We start from the raw sequence: 19554 nt of genomic DNA, 5'->3' as shown, positions 1-19554 counted from the left end.
CAATTGAATCTTAAAGTTTTTTTGTGTAATAGTATCGCTTACCCGTTAGCGGATAATCATTGAGTACAAATTCTTCTTCATAGCCTAGCTTCACGTAAAAATCAGGTGCTTGAAAACTAAAAGTATTGAGGAAGGCATATTTGCATCCTCTATTAATAGCAATCTTCTCAGCTTTACGCATCAATTCCGTACCAATATGCTGTCCACGAAGTTTTTCACTTACCCATAAATACTCTACTTCTAACCAATTTCCATGTGTATCACCAATCAATCCCGCAACTCTATTTCCTTCTTCATCTTCTACAAAAAGACCAATATCTTTTACTACCTTATCTTCAATGTTATCAAGATTGTATTTTAATAATTCTTGAAAAATATGTTCTTTTTCTTCTTCAGTGACCTTTTCGGATTCAATGTATTTCATTTATTCGACCCCTTTATACGATTTTAATTAATACGTTTCCTAATACCTTTATTCAGCACTTCTGCCCTTTTTTAATTACTGTTTAAAGAAGAAGCATCTTTTATAAAATATTTCTGCCGTTTTGCACCTGATACAGCTTTTAATGCCAATAACCCTAATAAGAAGAAGGAAAATGAACCTATTAATCCCACAGGACGGATTGAAGTTAATTCAGCAGCTAAACCTATTAAAACCGTGAAAGCAACAATAAAACCTGCCTCAATGACACTAAAGATGCTTCCGAATCTTCCCATCATCGTCACAGGGACATGATTTTGGTAGAAAGTCAAATACCCTGTATTTGCAAACGTTACTGCAAAACCGATTAAAAATACACCAGGCACTGCACTAATAAAGCCACTCGAACTGTAAAGTACTATATAACCTATTGAGGTAAAGATGGTACCAATACCTATTAAAAGATTAACTGCAAGTTGTTTTGAAAATACGGAATTAATAATTGATCCTATTATTATTCCAGCTCCAAAGACACTTAATAAAAACCCATAATTGGTGTCTGATATTGAAAGTACGCCTTTAGCAAATGCTGCCTCGAGAGAATCTATTGCAGTCATGAATATAGTAGTGCAACAAAATAATAAATATATTTTTGTGACATAAATATTGTCCTTACTGAAATTAAAAACAATTCGAACATCACTTTTTATCATATCCCAAGTAAATCTTTGCCCCTCTGTCTCTTTGAGTCTTGTATCAACATTAGGTAGCATCATTATAATAAGTGCTGAAATAAATAATGCCACTGCATTTACATGAATGGCAGTATAAGGAGTACCCATCCAAAATAATATCCCAGCAATAGCAGGACCTATTAGTGAACCACAAGAGTTGATAAAACTACGTAGTGCATTAAAGCGTTGCCGATCTTGTTCTGGTATAAGTTTAGTCATATAAACCATAGATGTAGGTTGAAAAATAGCACTTCCCATATTTATGATAAACGCTAGTACATAAACATAAATAAGTGAAGGTAAAAATGGAATTAACGCAATACATATTGCTCGGAAAACGTCTAATCCCATCATAAGTCGCCGTGTATTTACCCGATCAATTAAACTACCTGACCAAGCATTAGAACTTATAATTGCAATTGGACTTAGTATATATAATAAAGCAATTGCAAGTGGGGAACCTGTTTCGTTCAATATTATTAAATTCAGTGCAATTAGGTAAACCCATGCACCCACATTTGAAATGCCTATTCCTCCTAATAGTATTAAAGGATATTTCCATCTGGACATAATCACCACTCCTATTTTATTTTTTAAAAAACAAAATAAAAAAACTCACCCCCAAGATATTTATCTTGGGGGCGAGTCATATCGCGGTGCCACCCCAGTTTACTTCTACATTGCTGCAGAAACCTTATCGAGTACGGCTTTGTAAATAAATCACCTGCGATACTCTATCTCTATAACGTGAGAACACGTTGCATCATCATTGTTCCAGCAAACAAATCCTATACACAGCTCAAAGACTTGTTTCAACACATTTCCTATCCCTCTTTTTCAGCTACCAGAGGTCTCTGTTGATAGTACATATGTTTACTCTTCTTTTCATAGCTTTTTATATGCATTTTTGTAAATTTTATACTATTCCAAACTGAAATTCAATACAAAAAAGTATGACCACTACTATTCTTTCCATGATAAATACAGAATTATTTTCATTTAAAGTATTGGTGTTACAGAATTTATTTACTTCATGCATTACCACAACTATTCTTATTAAACTAATGTTTCGTTAGCACAAGAAGCGATTGCTTTATTCAATATCTATTTAAGGAATAAAAAAATGTGTATATTATCAATTATACGACATTATTTCTCTCCCAAAATAAAATACCGCCGTCATCTGCAATTACAAAATAATTTCCACTAAATGAAAATCCATAGCAATACAAAAAACCTCTATAAATGCGAACACAATTTTTATTGTGTCCTTCGATCAAACAGTCCTCAAAGGCAGGTTGATAAATTATATCTTCACAAGGATAAAGAGGAGATACTCTTTGTAAACTATCCCCGAATTTATTACTGATAGGCAGTATACTCCCACCATATTTCCCTGCCAATTTAATCGATTTGTCTTCTAAAACGTCGAAACCTTTACAAATTAACAAAGTTTCATCTAAATCAAAGTCATCTGAATAATCTCGAGAAATTTTTTCTGCTTTTGCTAAATCTATAATCCCTCTACCATCGCTAGATACAACAAGTAATAAGTCGGATGATTCATCAAACCCAAAATATTCAAAACCACTAATACTAAAATTACCCCTAAAAGTCCAACCAACCGGGCTTTTAGCAATAGGTATTTGTTCTAAAATGCTATATGTATTTTTTCTATGTTTCTCAAATTCCCTACTTTTAAAGTAATCCATGATAACCTCCTATAATCAGAAAGCGTGCCCTTACGCTTAATATCAATTCAATACAGACGAAACAAATATCCATCTTTATTCAAAACGTCCCTGTCTTTCAGTAAGCACCCATTTTCGTACATAGCCCATCTTTTCTTGAATACTTTCGATTGTATTTTCACTTTTAAAAGCCTTTTGCATGACGGTATAGCGCAAATCCGTAGCTCTCACATTTGTACCGATATCCTTCGAAACAGTTTGGAAAATTCGCTCAATTGTTTTTGTTGAGATAGCTTTTGATTGACTCGCCTCGCTTACCCAAACCCATTCTCCTAGCTTATCTTCATGTAATTCCTCAGTTGCCTCTTTATAGTGCACCAACATGCCCATTAAAATTGGAGAAAGCTTTATTGCTCTACGCCCGTTTTGATTAGCAATGAAAACTACCGAAGATTCAAAATCAATATGAGACCATTTCATACATACAAGCTCTGCAGGCTTACATCCTGTTTCCATGAGTAGTTGGACAATGCAGCCATTACGTCTTGCTAGCCAAGCATGCTCCTTTGTTTTAGCGTATTGAAAATAAGTTGGCCAGACATTCGCAATTTGCAGCAATTGTTTCTTCGTCAGTAATTTCAAAGCCTTTTTTTGTCGCTTTTTTGGCTGTAAAATGCCCTCATAGTCAAAGGGCTCTACCCACTCTCTTAAAAAGACAAAGTCAACAAAACCCCGTAAAGTAGCAATTTTATGATTAAACGTGTTGCCATTTGCGTAGGTCTCTTTCAAATAATTACTATATATATATAACAATTCTTTTAAATAATGATCTACATACAAGTAGTTGTTCTCATGAGCAAACGCTAAAAATTGCTGTCCATCTATATTGTATTGTTTTTTCGTAGCCGCACTTTTCTTCAAAGAGTTTAAAAGTAAAAAATAGCTATTCCATGCTTCCACTAGTGTGACCATCTTGTGCCCCCCTTAGTTACTGTGCGTGTTTTATTTTAGTTTACTATATTTTTGGGGCGTTAGTTAAAATTCATTTATTTAAATTGTAATGTCGGATAATCTGTGGTATTTATACATGATCCCGCTTCCCATGTTCAAATGCTTCTTTCAAAATAGGAAACAAATGATCTTATAGCAGTGTCCCACATCTTTTGTTTTCTTACAATAGTAATTTTCCGCACATTGTTGTAGGACAATTTCTTTAAAATGACCCTATTCTTGTATAACCGGGCTAATTTACATGAAAATTCGTATAATTTAGTGTTTATTGCTGTTTGTGTTATATAATAAGAGTATCAACTATACATGTAGGGGGCTTTTCAAGTATGCAAGTAAAAACAACTCGACTTGAAGCAGAAGACGCAAAAATTATTTATCAAGAAACGGCTGGGCTAGCAATAATTACGATCCATCGTCCACAGGCTAAAAACGCACTAACAGCAAATATGTGGGATCAATTAGCAAAAATTGCCTTACAAGTATTAAATAATCCGAAAAATAAAGTATTGATTTTACGCGGCTCTGGTGAAAATTTTACGGCAGGTTCTGATATTAAAGAATTCAACGCCATATCCCTTGAAAAAGCCGAAGAAGCATTTGTACATATGGAAAAAACGATATCCACAATTGAGCGTTTACCGATTCCAACGATTGGCGTCATTAATGGTCCCGCAATGGGGGCTGGCTTAGAGCTTGCATTAGCTTGTGATATTCGCATCGGCTCTGAAAAAGCAAAGCTCGGCATCCCTGTCGGTAAATTAGGGATCACTTTAAATAATAAATTTGCACAACGTTTAGTTCAACTAGTTGGCCCTTCTACGACGAAAGATTTAGTATTTACTGGTCGTATGTTTAAAGCTGAAGAAGCCTTCAAGATTGGCATGCTTAACTATTTAGTAACTGAAAAAGATTTAAATAAATACATGATTCGCATGGGTAAACTTGTTGCAGGGATGTCACCTGAATCTTTACTGGCTGTGAAGCAATCTGTTCAAGAATGCGTGGACAGTGTACCCACATTATGGCAAGGTTCAACACCGTTTGTCGGAAAGGATTTTGCGGAAGGCTGCAGTGCCTTTGTAGAAAAACGTCAGCCACAATTTACACGTCAATCAAAATAAAAAACAGGTACTCTGCTCGCCCTAATAGCGATTGGAGGTACCTGTTTTTAGTCTTTTCGCTTTAACGCTACCGACTTAATGTGAAGATGAATGGCATCTAATTCATAACCAAAATGCTTATAAAATTCCTCCTGTATCGTTTTTTGTACTGTATGCAATCGATCTGGTAAGGAATAATTAATAGGTAGCTTGAGCTGCAATGTAATCGTTGCTTGCGCTAGATCGCCTAATACGAAATGTACGTGCTCGACTTTCTGTACATTATCTTGCTTTGCACAGCAATACGTTAGTAGTTGCACATAAACATGCTTACTAATATCGATATACTCTTGTTGAAAATCAGGGCGAACAATTGTCGTCTCCCCTATTTTTTCACGCTTTGACGAGAAAATCTCGATCCCTCTTTGAACGAGTCGTTTAAAAAAGTTTTGCTCGACTTGTCGATACGGTATAGGCATTACATGCATCCCCTGCGTCTGTCGAATAAAGCGCGCTTTTGCAATTTCTTTTTGGGAACGCACATCCTCAACGTAGTAAAATTTATCGATAGGACCAAGCTCTAGCTGTCGAGCTATCGTTTTTGTCATTTTATCGGACGTACCGATCAGTAAAATTGTCTGTACCTTATATGTATCGAGTGCGTTTTTTACTTCCTCGCAGTGTGTATCATCTGTAAAAATAGCTCGACGAACGGCTGTTATCGTATTTTTCTCAAATTTTGCGGAGATACCCGCTACTTTCACACCATTGACAATAAGAAGACCATCATCAATAAGAGCCTCTACCCCAATTTTATGGGCGAAAACAAGTGCGCTTGTACTTTTCCCTGTTCCACTTGGCCCACTTAAAGAATATACATTCATGTTATACAGCTCCTTTCCATTTCATGATAGCAGAAACATAACATTTTTTCCGTTAAAATTATTATTCCCAACATAAGTTAAATCATTTCCGCTAGCATAGGCACACATCTTCTTTAATTTAGAAATATATTCTTTTTTCAGAATAACTTTCCCTTTATGTGCTTTAGTATGATAAAATGTGAACTACTATTCTGTTATACAACTATAAGGAGTGTACTAGTTTGAAAATCGTACCATCTAAAAAAATGTCATTATTTAAACCAGCAATTTTCGGAGATTTAAAAAATCATGCTAAACAACAGGAAGCTAAAGGCATGAAAATAATAGATTTAAGCTTAGGTAGCCCAGACCTTCCCCCAGACGCTAAAATTCGCGAGCATTTATCGTATAGAGCGGGTTTAGCAGAATCCTATGGCTATACTTTAACAGGCACACAACGTTTTTATGATGCAGTTAGTCGTTATTATAAACGTCGTAGCAATGTAGATTTAGATCCCGCATCTGAAATCATTCAAACGATTGGCTCTCAAGAAGGCTTAGTACATTTACCAATCGCCTTTTGTGATCCAGGAGATATCGTATTATCCACAAACCCAGCTTACGTTGCCTATGATGCAGGAATTCATCTAGCAGGGGCAACACCTTACTATATGCCTCAAACAGCTGACAACGATTATTTACCAGACTTAGATGCTGTTCCTGAAGATATTGCGCAAAAAGCTAAGCTACTAATTCTAAACTTACCAGGTAACCCAGTACCAGCAATGCCTTCATTAGCCTATTTTGAAAAAGTCATTGCATTTGCTAAAAAATATAACATCATCGTTCTACATGATGCGGCATACTCTGAGTTCTACTTTACAGGTGATGGCCCGATTAGCTTCCTATCCACTCCTGGAGCAAAAGAAGTCGGGATGGAAATTAACTCATTATCGAAAAGTTTTAGCCTTGCTGGTACACGTATCGCTTATATCGCGGGTAACGCCGAGATGATTTCGATTTTAAAACAATTAAAATCAAATTTAGATTTCGGTATTTTCGAACCAATTCAAGATGCTGCGGTCGTAGCGCTTGATAACGCAGAGGAAATTACAGCAAGCCTACGTGCAATATTCTCAGAACGCCATAAAACATTAATGAACGGCTTACGTGAATTAGGATGGGATGCAGCCCCTTCTGACGGTGGCATGTTTGTCTGGGCAAAATATCCGTACGATATTGACTGCACAGAGCTTGCATTTAAAATAATTGAACAAGCTGGTATCGTGACAGTCCCTGGTACAGTATTTGGTTCAGCTGGACAAGGTTACTTACGTTTAGCTTTAGTACAACCGAAAGAATTGTTGCAGGAAGCTGTTGATCGTTTAGCACAAGTGCAAATTACATCACAGAAATAAACATATATACAATATGAAAACCCTTCTAACTTTAATGGTTGGAAGGGCTTTTTCTATAGTTACCGATATAATCCTCTAGTATCGGTCTATCAGGAGGACTAATATTTTTGGGTAAATCATCTAAAGAGTAAAATTGTAGCATTGTTGCCTCATTTTGATCATGAACTAGGAGACCGCTATATTCTTTACATTCGAATGCTGAAACAACGATATAAACTACATCACCATGCGGATATTGATAATAAAAATCTTGTCCGGAATACGTGTTGATTAATTGTAGACTTTTAGCAGTTAGTCCTGTTTCCTCAAATAATTCTCGATGGGCAACTTGCTCTAATGTTTCCCCTAACTCCATTGATCCCCCAATTAACCCCCAACACCCATTATCTTTCCGAAGCTGCATTAAAACCTGTTGACGATTATTAATGACCAATACACAAGCACCACACATAATTAATAGTCGAGTTCCAACTACTTTACGCAAATCTTGTATATATCCCATAAAATCCTCCTTTAACTGTAAGTTTCATTTATACAACGCTCTTATTCGTTAAAATTGACTGATATTTTCACTAACACATAGTCTCCAGTCACTTTTGTGTCGCTACAACCAAATTTCCACCATGTCTTTCAAAGAAGACAATTCGCAGTACCTTTTTGTGCAACTTGGTTTGATATTTCGTGAAGTACCCAGCTTATTGTATAACGACTTCTTTATCTTTTCTTCAATATCTGTTAAATTACCTTTTGCCTACTATGATTGCGCTAAATATGCAAAAGTTAGCGTTCTACATCTTTTTTCTTATGCCTTCTTTTTACTACAAGTATTAGGTAAACGATTACAAATAAAACTATGTAAGCAGTTAAAATAATTCCTAGTTCAACCCAGATGCCTTTTTCGAGGCTATCGAACCTCGTATGAGGTGGAATCAGTCTGAATACTAACTTGATAATCATAATAGCCAAAGCTATGGTCGCAGCGTCCTTTACATTTCTCATTGATACACCACCTTATAATACAGTAAAACATATTCATTACTGTTTATTTCTCTTTAATAGGTCCTTCAACGATCCTGTTACTAAAGACTAGAAAACTTTCGCATAGAGTGAATGCTTGTAGTACGATTTGAAATCCCTTAAGACTCGTAAACATTCCCTTCATAACAATAACAACTACCACTTTACCTTTTATTGTTGAGGGATGCTTAATTGAGCACGATTCCTGTGCCACCTGAACATACGGGGAGGTTCGTCAAAAAGTTTAATTAACTATATTATACATTTTTGATTGATAAATGTCTTTTAAGCGAGAATTAACGTGGTTTATAATGCTTCTTCAAATAAACTGCACCGTAGTTGTTTAAATTAATACGTTAACTAATTCGAGCAAAATAAAGATTATGTATTCGCATCGTTAAAGAACTTTCTATAATGTAATGCGATTTGATATACAAATTCGTATGAAAATTGTTAAAAAGTCGCTTTATATCAATAAAAAAAGGATATCCAAATCATTTCGATTTGATATCCCTTTTATCGTGATTTTTTAAGTTTTGGACTCGAAAACAGAACCCGTTATCATAAACGAGTCCTTTTTTCATCTACGACCCATTTTTATTGTGTAGCATCATTTTTCATCTATCAACACACGTAGTTCAATTACTTTTTTTCTCCGTCGCATAATAAATCATCGCAATGGTCGGTAAAGCTATTCCAATCAATATTGCTGCTTTCCAACCAACCATGGCGTATGCCCATGCTCCTGTCGCAGAACCTATAGCGCCGCCACCAAAAAATATGGCCATATATAAACCATTTAGTCGGCTTCGAAACTCGGCTCCCAATGAGAAAATAGCGCGTTGACCAAGAACCAGATTAGCAGAAACCCCCATATCTAAAAGAATGGCCGAAACTACCAAAAGTACTAAAGCAAACGTCGAGCCGCTTTGGATCATAAGGGGTAGCATTACGGAAATGATAACTAAAGCTAAAGCTATTCCAGTAGCTGGTCTAACCCAACCTTTATCAGCAAGACGGCCTGCCACAGGTGCAGCTACCGCCCCAGACACCCCAACCAATGCGAACAGCGCAACTTCTTTTTGGGAAAAATTAAAAATTGGACTTGTCAATAACATAGGAACAGTTGTCCAGAATAAACTAAAAGTTCCGAACACACAAAAGTGATAGAATGCTCTACGTTGCAGGACTGGTGTCGTTTTAAGTAAATGCAACATCGATTTCAGCAGTGTTGGATATTGTGTTGTTGTTATCGGCTGCCTTGTAGGAAGTAACTTTACTAATAGAAGTGCCAGAACAAAAATTATTGCTGCAGAAAAGATGAATATAGCCCGCCAGCCCATAAACTCCGTCATAACACTTGATATTGGACGAGCTAGCATGATACCAAGTAACAAGCCACTCATAACATTACCCACATTACGGCCGCGTGTGGCTTCGGGCGAAAGATGAGCTGCATACGGTACTAGTACTTGAGCAGCGACTGAACCTAACCCGATAAACAGTGAAGTTGCAAGAAATAGCGTAGCGCTTTTAACTACAGCAGCAATCGCCAACACGACTGCAGTGAAAAGCAATAACGTAACAACAAGTTTTCGGTTTTCAAGGATATCTCCCAGAGGAACGATAAATAACAATCCGATTCCGTAACCAATTTGAGTCAGCGTGACGATAAGGCCCGCTGCCCCGGAAGATAATCCGAGTGTAGAACTGATGGGTCCTACTAAAGGCTGCGCATAATAAAGATTAGCAACAATCACGCCACAAGCTATGGCAAGAATGAGTATAATCCACGATGAAACAGGTTTCTCTATTTTTGGTTTTGTGATTGAACGCATAGAAAACTCTCCCTCAGTTTTTTTTGGTCGCATTTTTGGAATGATCATTCCAGTAATCTCAAAAAAATTATTTATAGCATCTCAATTACAGTATTCATCATGTCATAAATAATTTTTTTGTTGTTTTTCACCTTGGATACTACTTTGATACTATGATTTAGATTAAGCAATAAATGTGATAAAGCCTTAATATCTTTCTCATGGTCGATTTCTCCCGTCTGCTGTCCTTTACTTAATAGTTCATAGAAAGCCTGTTCTAATTCCTCAAAGCTGTCTCGTATCAATTTGCTTAGTTGTTCATCCGGTGAATCCAAGCCAATGCTTGCTTTTGTAATCAAGCATCCTTTGGGCAAATCATCATCAAATGCAGAAGTAATATGCAGATCAAAATACTGCCGTATTCCGACTTTCGCTGACGGCGCATTTACCAAGAGGTTGCGTTTATTTTGATTGAATTTTTTGTATTGGTGTATTGCCTCAATATAAAGTGTCTGTTTGTCCGTAAAAGTTTCGTACAAACTTGATCTGCTTAATTCCATAGCTTTTAACAAATCCGGTATACTTGTTGCATCGTACCCTTTTTCCCAAAATACTAACATTGCCTTATGGAGTACACGCTCCTTGTCAAACTCTTTTGAACGTCCGATGGTAAATTCCTCCTTTCAATAAGAATACTATAATATTTTCGGAACGATTAGTCCAGTATTATTTTTCCGACTCAATACGGGCGATCAAAATCTTCTCCGCTTGCCTTATCGACATATATGTGGTGAGCTTATACCCTTCATTCTAGTATTTTCTGTAATTGTCGTTGTTTGTTTTATTCTTTCTTACCTACGTGCACCATTCTCAGAACGCTATAAAGCATTTATGAACGGCAGGGGTCCATCCCATCCTAATTTACGTAAGGACAGAGCTAGCCTTCCGTTTATATAAGCCCACTTATGATTATATTGGTAAAATTACATTGATGTAATTGCTAAAGCTAATAACAATAGTCCCAACTTTTAATATAACCATATAAAAAAATAGCTACTGCTTGTTCGCAGTAGCTGTCTCTTTTTACACATCATATTTTTGATGTATCTCATCTTCGTAACGATTGTAACGATGTTTAAATAGCTTGAATAAATGTGTCACAAGCACTTTAATAATAGCATAGCCTGGAATACCTAAAATAACACCTGGTACACCAAACAAAGAACCAGCCGTTAATAACACGAAAATAATAGTTATTGGATGGATACTAAGTGATTTACCCATAATTTGTGGAGAAATGAATTTCCCTTCAATCAACTGTACGACCGTCCACACTATGGCTAGCTTAATAAGCATGAATGGTGATGTTACAAGAGCGATAATGACCGCTGGTGTAATGGCGATAACTGGACCTAAGTATGGAACAACGCTCGTAATCATAGCAAGGAACCCTAGCAATAAAGCATATTTCATACCGATAATTAAAAAGCCAATTGTCACCATGGCACCTATGCACATTGACACTAAAATTTGTCCTTGAATATAGGAACTTATTTGCTTGTCCATGTCATGGAAAATTTCGTGTACTTCTTTACGCATACGTGGCGGGCACATTTTTAAAATAAAGCTTGGTAGTTTTTCGCCATCTTTAAGTAAGTAAAATAAAATAAATGGCACCGTTACTAATGATAGAACAATTCCTGTTAAGGCTGAAACGAAGCCAGTAATACCAGAAGCCACGCCTTGCGCTAAATTCGCAGCCGTATCTTTTACCGTCTCCACCATATCCGTAGTAAAATTTTTCACCATTGCGTCATAGTTTAAATTAATTTTATCTAGGAACTCGTTAATACGAGCATTATTCAGATAATCAGCTATATTTTGTGTAAACGCCATAAAATATCCTGGGAATTCCTGCGCTAAATTAGTAAACTGGTCTCGTAAAAACGGATAGACAAGTACTACTAATAACGTAATTATACCAATCAGAATGATATATAGAAGAAAGATACCCCAAACTCTTGGGATACGCCATCTTTCGAATAGCCCTACTATTGGGCGTAATAAATAATACCCAATAATGGCAAGTACCCCTGGTAGAATAACTACCTCAAATAAAACTTTTAGCGGGGTAAATATAAAGGAAACTTTTTGGAACATAAAAATAACGCATGCTAGCAATAATAAAATAATCAGTGTAAAAAATAAGTTTTTACCACCTAAAAAACGAATAAACTTCGTTGAAAAGAAATTCGAACGCTCTTTTGGTCTTTCTTTCTCCATCTACTCACCCCAATACAAATCCTATATCCATATAGTACAGGATAATGTTGGATTTTGCGAAAAATCACTCTAGGGAAATGCCTAAAAAGTTACGTAAAAATTCTTTATTTTTCTCTACATTAATAACAATTGAATCACCGACACCACTAAAGCTTTTGAAACTATAACTACCTTCAATTGGAACAGTTGCTTTTTCTATTTTGACTTTACCTTTCGACACCATTTTAAGCACTTGCTGAATCTCTCCTGAAGATGAATAATCGGTTGTGACATAACCTTGTGCTGCACCAACGAATTTTGGTAAGTTCAAAATATTTTGAGGTGATAAAACTTCATTCTTTAACGCTTCGATAACCTTTTGCTGACGTTCTACCCGACCAAAATCTCCTTTTTCATCGTGTCGGAATCGGGCAAAACCAAGTAATTCTTTACCGTTTAAGTTATGCACACCTTGTTTTAATGAAACCCCAATTTTTTCGGACATATCCTTGTCTACATTCATTTCAACTCCATTTGGCGCTATAATATCTACAAGAGATTCAAAATTTTTAAAATCGATAATTGCATAATGATTAATGGGCAGGCCAAACATATTACCGATCGTATCCTTTAATAATTGGACACCGCCTAAATAGTAAGCCGTATTAAGCTTATAGGATTTATAACCTGGTATATCTGCATAAATATCTCGCATTAATGACACGAGCTTCACATCATTTGTTTTCTTATTCCAAGATAATACCATCATTGTATCTGTACGTGATTTTTCTTCACCACGAGTATCGATTCCTAATAATAAATAATTTTCAACATCGCCTTTTACTGCATCACCTTTAAAATCCTCTTGGGCTACCTTTGTATCCGTTGCTAATTCTAGTCCACTGCGGTATTGCATAACGGAATAACCTACAATAACAATGACACAAAGTAATAGCAATGTGAACAATGCTCTCCCTTTACGCAAGCGACGTTTTTTTGGACGTTGCGAGCGTCTTGAATAATCTTGCTCTTCCATAACTGTTAACTCCTCTATTTTTTATAGTTAATGTAACGATTCCATATAAAGAAAGGTTCATTTTATATTATGAATGCTAACAACAACTATTTATAGGTTATTTTACACCCTATTTGCCAGTTATGAACAAAATAATGCTATAATATTTTCACGAAAGAAAGGATGATGTACATGATCGAGAAAGCTACGTTTGCTGGCGGTTGTTTTTGGTGTATGGTAAAGCCATTTGTTGAGTGGGACGGTATACATAAGGTCACTTCGGGCTACATGGGTGGCCATTTAGACAACCCTACTTATGAGGATGTCAAAAAAGGTACTTCTGGCCATTTAGAAGTAGTCGAAATTGAATTCGACCCTAACATTTTTAGTTATGAGCAGCTCCTTGATATTTACTGGATGCAAATCGACCCAACGGATGCTTATGGTCAATTCCATGACCGTGGTGAATCATACACAACGGCAATCTTTACATATTCAGAAGAGCAAAAACACATTGCTGAAGCATCCAAAGAAATACTAGCAAAAAGTGGTCGCTTTGATAAACCTATTGTAACCACAATTCGCGATGCCAAGCCCTTCTACCCTGCAGAAGATTATCATCAGGACTATTATAAAAAAGAGTCAGAGCATTATCAGAATGATCGAGCACATTCTGGTCGAGATCAGTTCATCAATAAACATTGGGAGAAATAGCCAAATATAATCATTTATTTCGATAGACGATTCACTTTCCCTGACTCAGAATATAACCGCTTTTTTTCTTTTCATAATAAGATGAAGATTTCAACCTAAAAAAGTCGAATTCTCGTACGCGAAGGATTCGACTTGTTTTACATTAATGCCTGTAAAAACGTATGATTAAAAGCGTTTTCTGATCTTTCTATAACGTGTATAAAAAATAATAAATAGCCAATACTATTTAAGATTTCACTTCAAATCCAATGACAAGGAGGGTTAACCCGATGAGTGGGGCTGACCGGTAACTCAGAAGGACCATCAAAGCTGAATGAAGCTAAAGCACAGTTGTCTTAAAGAATTTTAAGATGAATGCGGAAGCGAGGCAGTGTGTCATGGAGCACTATAAGTAAGTGAGAATCAAGCCCGGAATAATAATTATTCCGGGTTATTTTTTTGTTTAATCGCCTCTTTAGTTATTTTTGACTGATATCGTGTCGGCCCTCATGTTGCTGTTGCTGTTGCTACCGCTGCGCTTTCGCATAGATAAAAAACATGTTGCTGCCGCTGCGCTTTCGCATAGACAAAAAACATGTTGCTGCCGCTACATTTGCACTGCACTTTCGCACAGAAAACATCTGCTGGCCTAAGCACAAAGCCGATCTTGAACCCATTGTTTATCTGTAGCGAAAAAGCGACAACTACAATTATGCCCAATCACAATTAATTTCGATGTATAGCCGTTTTCAATGGATTTTTTCATTTTTTTAAGTAACGTGTATAGAAAATAATAAACAGTTTATACTATTAAAGATTTCACTTCAATTCCAATGACAAGGAGGGTTAACCCGATGAGTGGGGCTGACCGGTAACTCAGAAGGACCATCAAAGCTGAATGAAGCTAAAGCACAGTTCTTAAAGAATTTTAAGATGAATGCGGAAGCGAGGCAGTGTGTCATGGAGCACTATAAGTAAGTGAGAATCAAGACCCGGAATAATAAATATTCCGGGTTATTTTTTTGTTTAATCACCTCTTTAGGTGATTTTTTCAAGTTTATTTTGGGAAAAATTGTACTCAAAGCAGTATAGTTGAAGAAGGAACTGAGCAATAAATTGAAAAACTAAAAATTTGAAGACAGACAGGAGTTAGAACGATGATAAAAGGTGTAGGAGGAATATTTTGGAGAACGAAGAATATTGATGTTTTAAAAAAATGGTACGGTGAAGTGTTGAAGACGGACATTGAAGATTGGAATGGGACTGTGATTAAACCCCAATTAGGAAATGAGACTATCTTTTCATTCTTCAGTGAAAATGACAGTTATTTCCCAAAAGAACAACAAGTGATGTTAAATTTCCAAGTACATGATATAAACGAGACTATTAACCATCTTGATCATATTGGTGTACCTCTTGAAAAGGAACAAGAAATCAGTGAATTTGGAAAGTTTATTTGGATTAAGGATCCTGATGGTCGACTGATCGAGCTTTGGGAAAAATAGCGGTTGCCATACTTTGTAAAATAAAAAGGAGGTGCATAATTCTTTTGAATTAAGCACTTCCCTTTCTTCCTATATCATGTTGTTTTCAAAAAAGAGTGCAGAGCATCGAAGAAACGCTTACCGTATTTTTCGAATTTAACTTCACCAATCCCACTTACATGACGTAAGTCTTCTAGTTCTGTCGGCTTTTTATCACATAAATCACGCAATGTTTTATCAGAGAACACAACAAATGGTGGTACTTGTTCTTCATCCGCAATCTCTTTACGTAATAATCGTAAATGTTCAAATAACGGATCATTGTCAACAAGCTTACGAACAGTAACAGCTTCTTTTCGCATGACCTGTCGATTCCCGAGTAGAACTTCTTTGCCTTCCTCTGATACATAAATAGTTGGAAACGTGCCATGTTTAACGGCAAGTACACCCTCAGCAATTAAAAACTCAATAAAGGTTGAGACATCCTTTGAGGAATATTGTCCTTTTAAAATGCCATAAGTAGACAGCCTTGCAAAGCCAAATTCAGTGACCTTTTGATTTTTGGAGCCAATTAACACTTGGGCCACCATCGTCTTACCAAATTTTTGCCCCATCCTTACAACACAAGCTAATACCTTTTGTGCATCTACCGTCACATCTTTGACTTCTCGCCCATCATTACAATTACTACAACGACTACAAGGTGCCCCTGCTTCCTCGGCAAAATACGTTAAGATGGCATTTTGTAAGCAGCCTTCTGTATGACAATAATCAACCATCGTTTGTAGCTTCGCTAATTCCTGTGCAATGCGTGTTTCATCCTGCGTCTGTTCAATTAAAAAGCGCTGTGTTTGAACATCACCTGAAGCATAAAGTAAAATACAGGCACTTGGCAAGCCATCACGTCCTGCACGTCCCGCTTCCTGATAATAGCTCTCCATATTGCGCGGCATTTGATAATGAATAACAAAGCGTACATTACTCTTATCAATACCCATTCCAAATGCATTGGTCGCTACCATAATGCGTGCCTCGTCTTTTAAAAAGCGCTCCTGCTCTGACATACGCATGTCCTCTGACAGGCCCGCATGGTATTTTGCCACAGCTTCGCCTGAGCGACTTAAAAGCTCATAGATTGCGTCTACAGCCTTTCGTGTAGCTGCATAAATAATGCCCGCTTCATTTTTATTTTTTACTAAATAATTTTTAATGTAACGCTCTTTGTTTTCACCAATTAACACTGAGAAAGATAAATTCTCACGTGAAAAACCGGTAATCACCGTTGATTGCTCATCAATCCCTAATAAATGTCTAATATCGTCACATACAGCCGGTGTAGCTGTTGCTGTAAGTGCTAAGACAGTTGGCTTTTGCGGCCACAATGTAAATAATTTTTGGATTGCTCGGTAACTTGGTCTAAAATCATGCCCCCACTGAGAAATACAGTGTGCTTCATCCACTGCAAGTAAAGGTACTGATAAATTCGATAATACCTGTAAAAATGTTGCACTTTCTAATCGCTCAGGTGCTATATAAAGAAGCTTTAAATAACCTGCACTCGCTAGCTGCATTGTTTCGTTCACTTCTTGCACGGTTAAAGTACTATTTATATACGCGGCCGGAATATTTGCAGCACGTAATGCTTCTACCTGATCTTGCATAAGAGAAATTAAAGGAGATATGACGACTGTAAGGCCATCTAGCATGAGTGCCGGAATTTGATAGCAAATTGATTTACCTCCGCCAGTTGGCATCACACAAAGACTTGATTGACCTCGTAATGTTTGTTCAATAATTGGTTCTTGTCCATTGCGAAATGAATCATAGCCAAAATGATGTTGTAGCATTTGTCTTGCTTGCTCCATCCAACTTTTCACTCCTCTGTTGTAAGGCGAATAAGCTTATACTCGCCCTGTTTATTTTTATTTAATTCATATACCATCATAGAGTTCGCAAATGCCTCTTGACCAGCAGAATTTGTTAGTACATACTCTATTTTTGCACGAATAACAATAGTTTGGCCCTTCATGCTGATGTTTTTAATCGATGTATTGTAAAAACGAATTTTTGCTTGTTTAGTTGCGTAATGCGCTACCATATTATCCAGCGTGCTTTGTAAATCGTCTGAACCTACAAAAGGCTTCATGACACTAGCATCATGATTTTCAACAGCCGCTTTTAAATGCTTATAAAATGTATCTAAAAATAGTTTTACCTCATCGGCATTATAAGCAAAAATATTTTTCCCGTATTGATCAATAGCTTGCTGGACTGCTTCTTTATCGCCTTGTTCAATATATGGATTTAAGTTTTTGGATTGGGTTAGTCGATCACTTGTCTTCATAGTACCTGAGATCCATTCATCCAATAACTGTACAATATCTTTATATGGTAATATAAACGGCTGTGTTCCACCGTTTTGCTGGCGTTTAAAATAGATGCCCACAAGCTCACCATTTTCTGCTTCTAGAACCGGGCTCCCAATAAGTGTATGTTGTTTTGCATCTATGTAATAAGCTGCTACGCTGTCACTATATTTTTTAATGATGTGTGGTAAGCTATCAACATAAACAGCTACCTGATTTAATTCACCTTTATAGACGTTCGGCACCTTTACCGATGCGTTATACGGTACTTCTAAAATGGCTATATTATAAGCGGTAGATATATAGTGCACGTCGGCTTCCATCAGTTTATCATTATTAAATTGCACGAGAGCAACTGGCTTTGAAGCGACGAGCGCACCATTTGTCAAAATATAGAGCTTCGTGTCTTCTTTTTTAATAATGACTCCTGCACCGATTCCGTTCTCCCCAACTACTTTTACTTCTGGTACAATTTTTTCTTGCTGCTTCGTCACAGCTTTTTCCGATTTTGCATCGGTCTTTTCAGTATGAAACACCTCTGCCAATGTTTCATTTCCACAGCCTGTTAATAATAAAGCTGTTGCTCCAAGGATGAGCATCTTTTTCCGCATACGTTCACCAAAACTTTCTATCAAATCTGCCTCTGCAAAGGCACGATGTTGGTCACTTAAGCATTCTCACAAAATGTGAAGTTCATAGCCTGAGTTCCGCTATCTCAGCGGTTATTTGTAAACCCGCCAAACAATAGCCTCACCCCGCACCCACTATCACCAATAGAGGTAATGACTTTCAGTGCTAAATGCAAGTTAAACATCTTTCTTTACTATCATAAACAAGGTTACAAAACGTTTCAAGTTTACATAATAATATTATTTGAGATTAAGTGTTATAAAAACATTGCCCTCACCTTTTAGTCAATCCGTTATACCTATAAAAAACGTCTCTTTTTTACATTTGCTATGAAAAATGGCTTATAATTTGCGGTTAAAATGTTATTAACAATAGAAGTCTTCTCACTTATGTGACCGTTCATTTATTTTATAGACAATACATTGTCCATTTTGTTATGATGATTTTAGACAATATATTGTCTAAAGGAAAGGACATCTTTATGAACAATGACTTATTTCTAATGCAACAAATCTATTCAGCCCTTTTTTCTGTTGGCAATAAAATTCAAGTACAATCCGATCAATATTTAGAAAAACTAACGTCTAGACAATTTATGGTTATTTTAGCTATTGCCCATTTACCTGAAGATCAAGCATCGTTCAACAATATCGCAAGGAAACTAGGAACGACTAAACAGAATGTAAAACAGCTAGTCACTACTATGAAAAATAAAGGCTATGTCGAAATTGCCCCTAGTCAGCATGATAAACGTGCGGTCAACACGACGATTACTACGTTTGGTAAACAAGTTGCGTTAGAGGCAGGAGAAAAAGGAACATATTTTTTAGCGGATCTTTTTAAAAATTTTTCTACTAATGAGCTCGAAACAATGTGGGCGCTATTAAAGAAGTTATTTAGTTTTGATGGTGAAGAACAAGATGGTTTTGAAGAGCGCAGTAACTTGACAATGGATGAAAATCAAATGGACGTTCAGCTACAGGTTTTAAAGGAGTTTGAAAGACGAAGAAATCATATAGAGGGAGAATGAGA

General features: G+C 36.5%; 18 protein-coding genes and 1 other annotated feature. Of the genes, 5 read left to right on the top strand and 13 right to left on the bottom strand.

Features of this window, described 5'->3' with window-relative positions:
• Positions 1–10: 10 nt before the first annotated feature.
• The 4 genes from C7Y47_RS06860 to C7Y47_RS06845 form a co-directional block, all read right to left on the bottom strand.
• Positions 11–424 carry a GNAT family N-acetyltransferase gene (locus C7Y47_RS06860; protein ID WP_142508089.1) on the bottom strand — a complete coding sequence of 138 codons (414 nt, stop codon included), beginning with the start codon at positions 422–424 and terminating at the stop codon, positions 11–13.
• 71 nt (positions 425–495) lie between these two features.
• Positions 496–1725: an MFS transporter gene (locus C7Y47_RS06855; RefSeq protein WP_142508088.1), complete on the bottom strand. Its 1230-nt coding sequence runs from the start codon at positions 1723–1725 to the stop codon at positions 496–498.
• 64 nt (positions 1726–1789) lie between these two features.
• Positions 1790–2053, bottom strand: a binding site (T-box leader).
• Positions 2054–2294: 241 nt separating this feature from the next.
• Positions 2295–2867 (bottom strand): hypothetical protein, encoded by a 573-nt coding sequence (locus C7Y47_RS06850; protein WP_142508087.1) that lies wholly within the window; start codon positions 2865–2867, stop codon positions 2295–2297.
• Positions 2868–2942: 75 nt separating this feature from the next.
• Positions 2943–3818: a tyrosine-type recombinase/integrase gene (locus C7Y47_RS06845; RefSeq protein ID WP_142508086.1), complete on the bottom strand. Its 876-nt coding sequence runs from the start codon at positions 3816–3818 to the stop codon at positions 2943–2945.
• A gap of 365 nt (positions 3819–4183) precedes the next feature.
• Here C7Y47_RS06845 and C7Y47_RS06840 point away from each other — a divergent pair, with 365 nt between their 5' ends.
• The gene (locus C7Y47_RS06840) at positions 4184–4978 is read left to right on the top strand and encodes an enoyl-CoA hydratase/isomerase family protein (protein ID WP_142508085.1); all 795 of its coding nucleotides are present in this window, start codon (positions 4184–4186) and stop codon (positions 4976–4978) included.
• A gap of 47 nt (positions 4979–5025) precedes the next feature.
• Here the strand turns inward: C7Y47_RS06840 and C7Y47_RS06835 are convergent, their stop codons facing one another.
• Positions 5026–5841: a hypothetical protein gene (locus C7Y47_RS06835; protein WP_142508084.1), complete on the bottom strand. Its 816-nt coding sequence runs from the start codon at positions 5839–5841 to the stop codon at positions 5026–5028.
• A 221-nt stretch (positions 5842–6062) separates the two neighbouring features.
• Between C7Y47_RS06835 and C7Y47_RS06830 the strand changes: the two genes are divergently transcribed.
• Entirely contained in the window at positions 6063–7238 is a 1176-nt protein-coding gene (locus C7Y47_RS06830; RefSeq protein ID WP_142508083.1) for an aminotransferase class I/II-fold pyridoxal phosphate-dependent enzyme, read from the top strand.
• Between the two features lie 31 nt (positions 7239–7269).
• Here the strand turns inward: C7Y47_RS06830 and C7Y47_RS06825 are convergent, their stop codons facing one another.
• The 6 genes from C7Y47_RS06825 to C7Y47_RS06800 all read right to left on the bottom strand — a co-directional run bounded on the left by C7Y47_RS06825 (position 7270) and on the right by C7Y47_RS06800 (position 13370).
• On the bottom strand, positions 7270–7740 hold the full coding sequence (locus C7Y47_RS06825) for an NUDIX hydrolase (protein WP_142508082.1): 471 nt from the start codon (positions 7738–7740) through the stop codon (positions 7270–7272).
• A 278-nt stretch (positions 7741–8018) separates the two neighbouring features.
• Entirely contained in the window at positions 8019–8237 is a 219-nt protein-coding gene (locus tag C7Y47_RS06820; protein ID WP_142508081.1) for a hypothetical protein, read from the bottom strand.
• A gap of 656 nt (positions 8238–8893) precedes the next feature.
• Positions 8894–10093 (bottom strand): MFS transporter, encoded by a 1200-nt coding sequence (locus C7Y47_RS06815; RefSeq protein ID WP_142508080.1) that lies wholly within the window; start codon positions 10091–10093, stop codon positions 8894–8896.
• A gap of 71 nt (positions 10094–10164) precedes the next feature.
• The gene (locus C7Y47_RS06810; protein WP_255505051.1) at positions 10165–10692 is read right to left on the bottom strand and encodes a TetR/AcrR family transcriptional regulator; all 528 of its coding nucleotides are present in this window, start codon (positions 10690–10692) and stop codon (positions 10165–10167) included.
• Positions 10693–11155: 463 nt separating this feature from the next.
• Positions 11156–12355: an AI-2E family transporter gene (locus tag C7Y47_RS06805; RefSeq protein ID WP_142508078.1), complete on the bottom strand. Its 1200-nt coding sequence runs from the start codon at positions 12353–12355 to the stop codon at positions 11156–11158.
• Between the two features lie 64 nt (positions 12356–12419).
• Positions 12420–13370, bottom strand: coding sequence for an LCP family protein (locus C7Y47_RS06800; protein WP_142508077.1), 951 nt, complete (start codon positions 13368–13370; stop codon positions 12420–12422).
• 171 nt (positions 13371–13541) lie between these two features.
• Here C7Y47_RS06800 and msrA point away from each other — a divergent pair, with 171 nt between their 5' ends.
• Positions 13542–14063, top strand: coding sequence for a peptide-methionine (S)-S-oxide reductase MsrA (msrA, locus tag C7Y47_RS06795; protein ID WP_142508076.1), 522 nt, complete (start codon positions 13542–13544; stop codon positions 14061–14063).
• 1136 nt (positions 14064–15199) lie between these two features.
• A complete protein-coding gene (locus C7Y47_RS06790) occupies positions 15200–15547 on the top strand; it encodes a VOC family protein (protein ID WP_142508075.1) in 348 nt (115 codons plus the stop codon).
• 74 nt (positions 15548–15621) lie between these two features.
• On the opposite strand, the gene recQ is transcribed toward C7Y47_RS06790, so the two are convergent.
• Positions 15622–17391, bottom strand: coding sequence for a DNA helicase RecQ (gene recQ / locus C7Y47_RS06785; protein WP_142508074.1), 1770 nt, complete (start codon positions 17389–17391; stop codon positions 15622–15624).
• 8 nt (positions 17392–17399) lie between these two features.
• A complete protein-coding gene (locus C7Y47_RS06780; RefSeq protein WP_255505050.1) occupies positions 17400–18527 on the bottom strand; it encodes a TcaA NTF2-like domain-containing protein in 1128 nt (375 codons plus the stop codon).
• A 476-nt stretch (positions 18528–19003) separates the two neighbouring features.
• Between C7Y47_RS06780 and C7Y47_RS06775 the strand changes: the two genes are divergently transcribed.
• Positions 19004–19552 (top strand): MarR family winged helix-turn-helix transcriptional regulator, encoded by a 549-nt coding sequence (locus C7Y47_RS06775; protein ID WP_255505049.1) that lies wholly within the window; start codon positions 19004–19006, stop codon positions 19550–19552.
• Positions 19553–19554 lie beyond the last annotated feature (2 nt).

The sequence above is a fragment of the Lysinibacillus sphaericus genome, from assembly GCF_006864135.1.
Classification (GTDB): Bacteria; Bacillota; Bacilli; order Bacillales_A; family Planococcaceae; genus Lysinibacillus.
The sequence above is the reverse complement of the archived record's forward strand: the minus strand, read 5'-3'. Positions and strand labels throughout refer to the sequence as shown.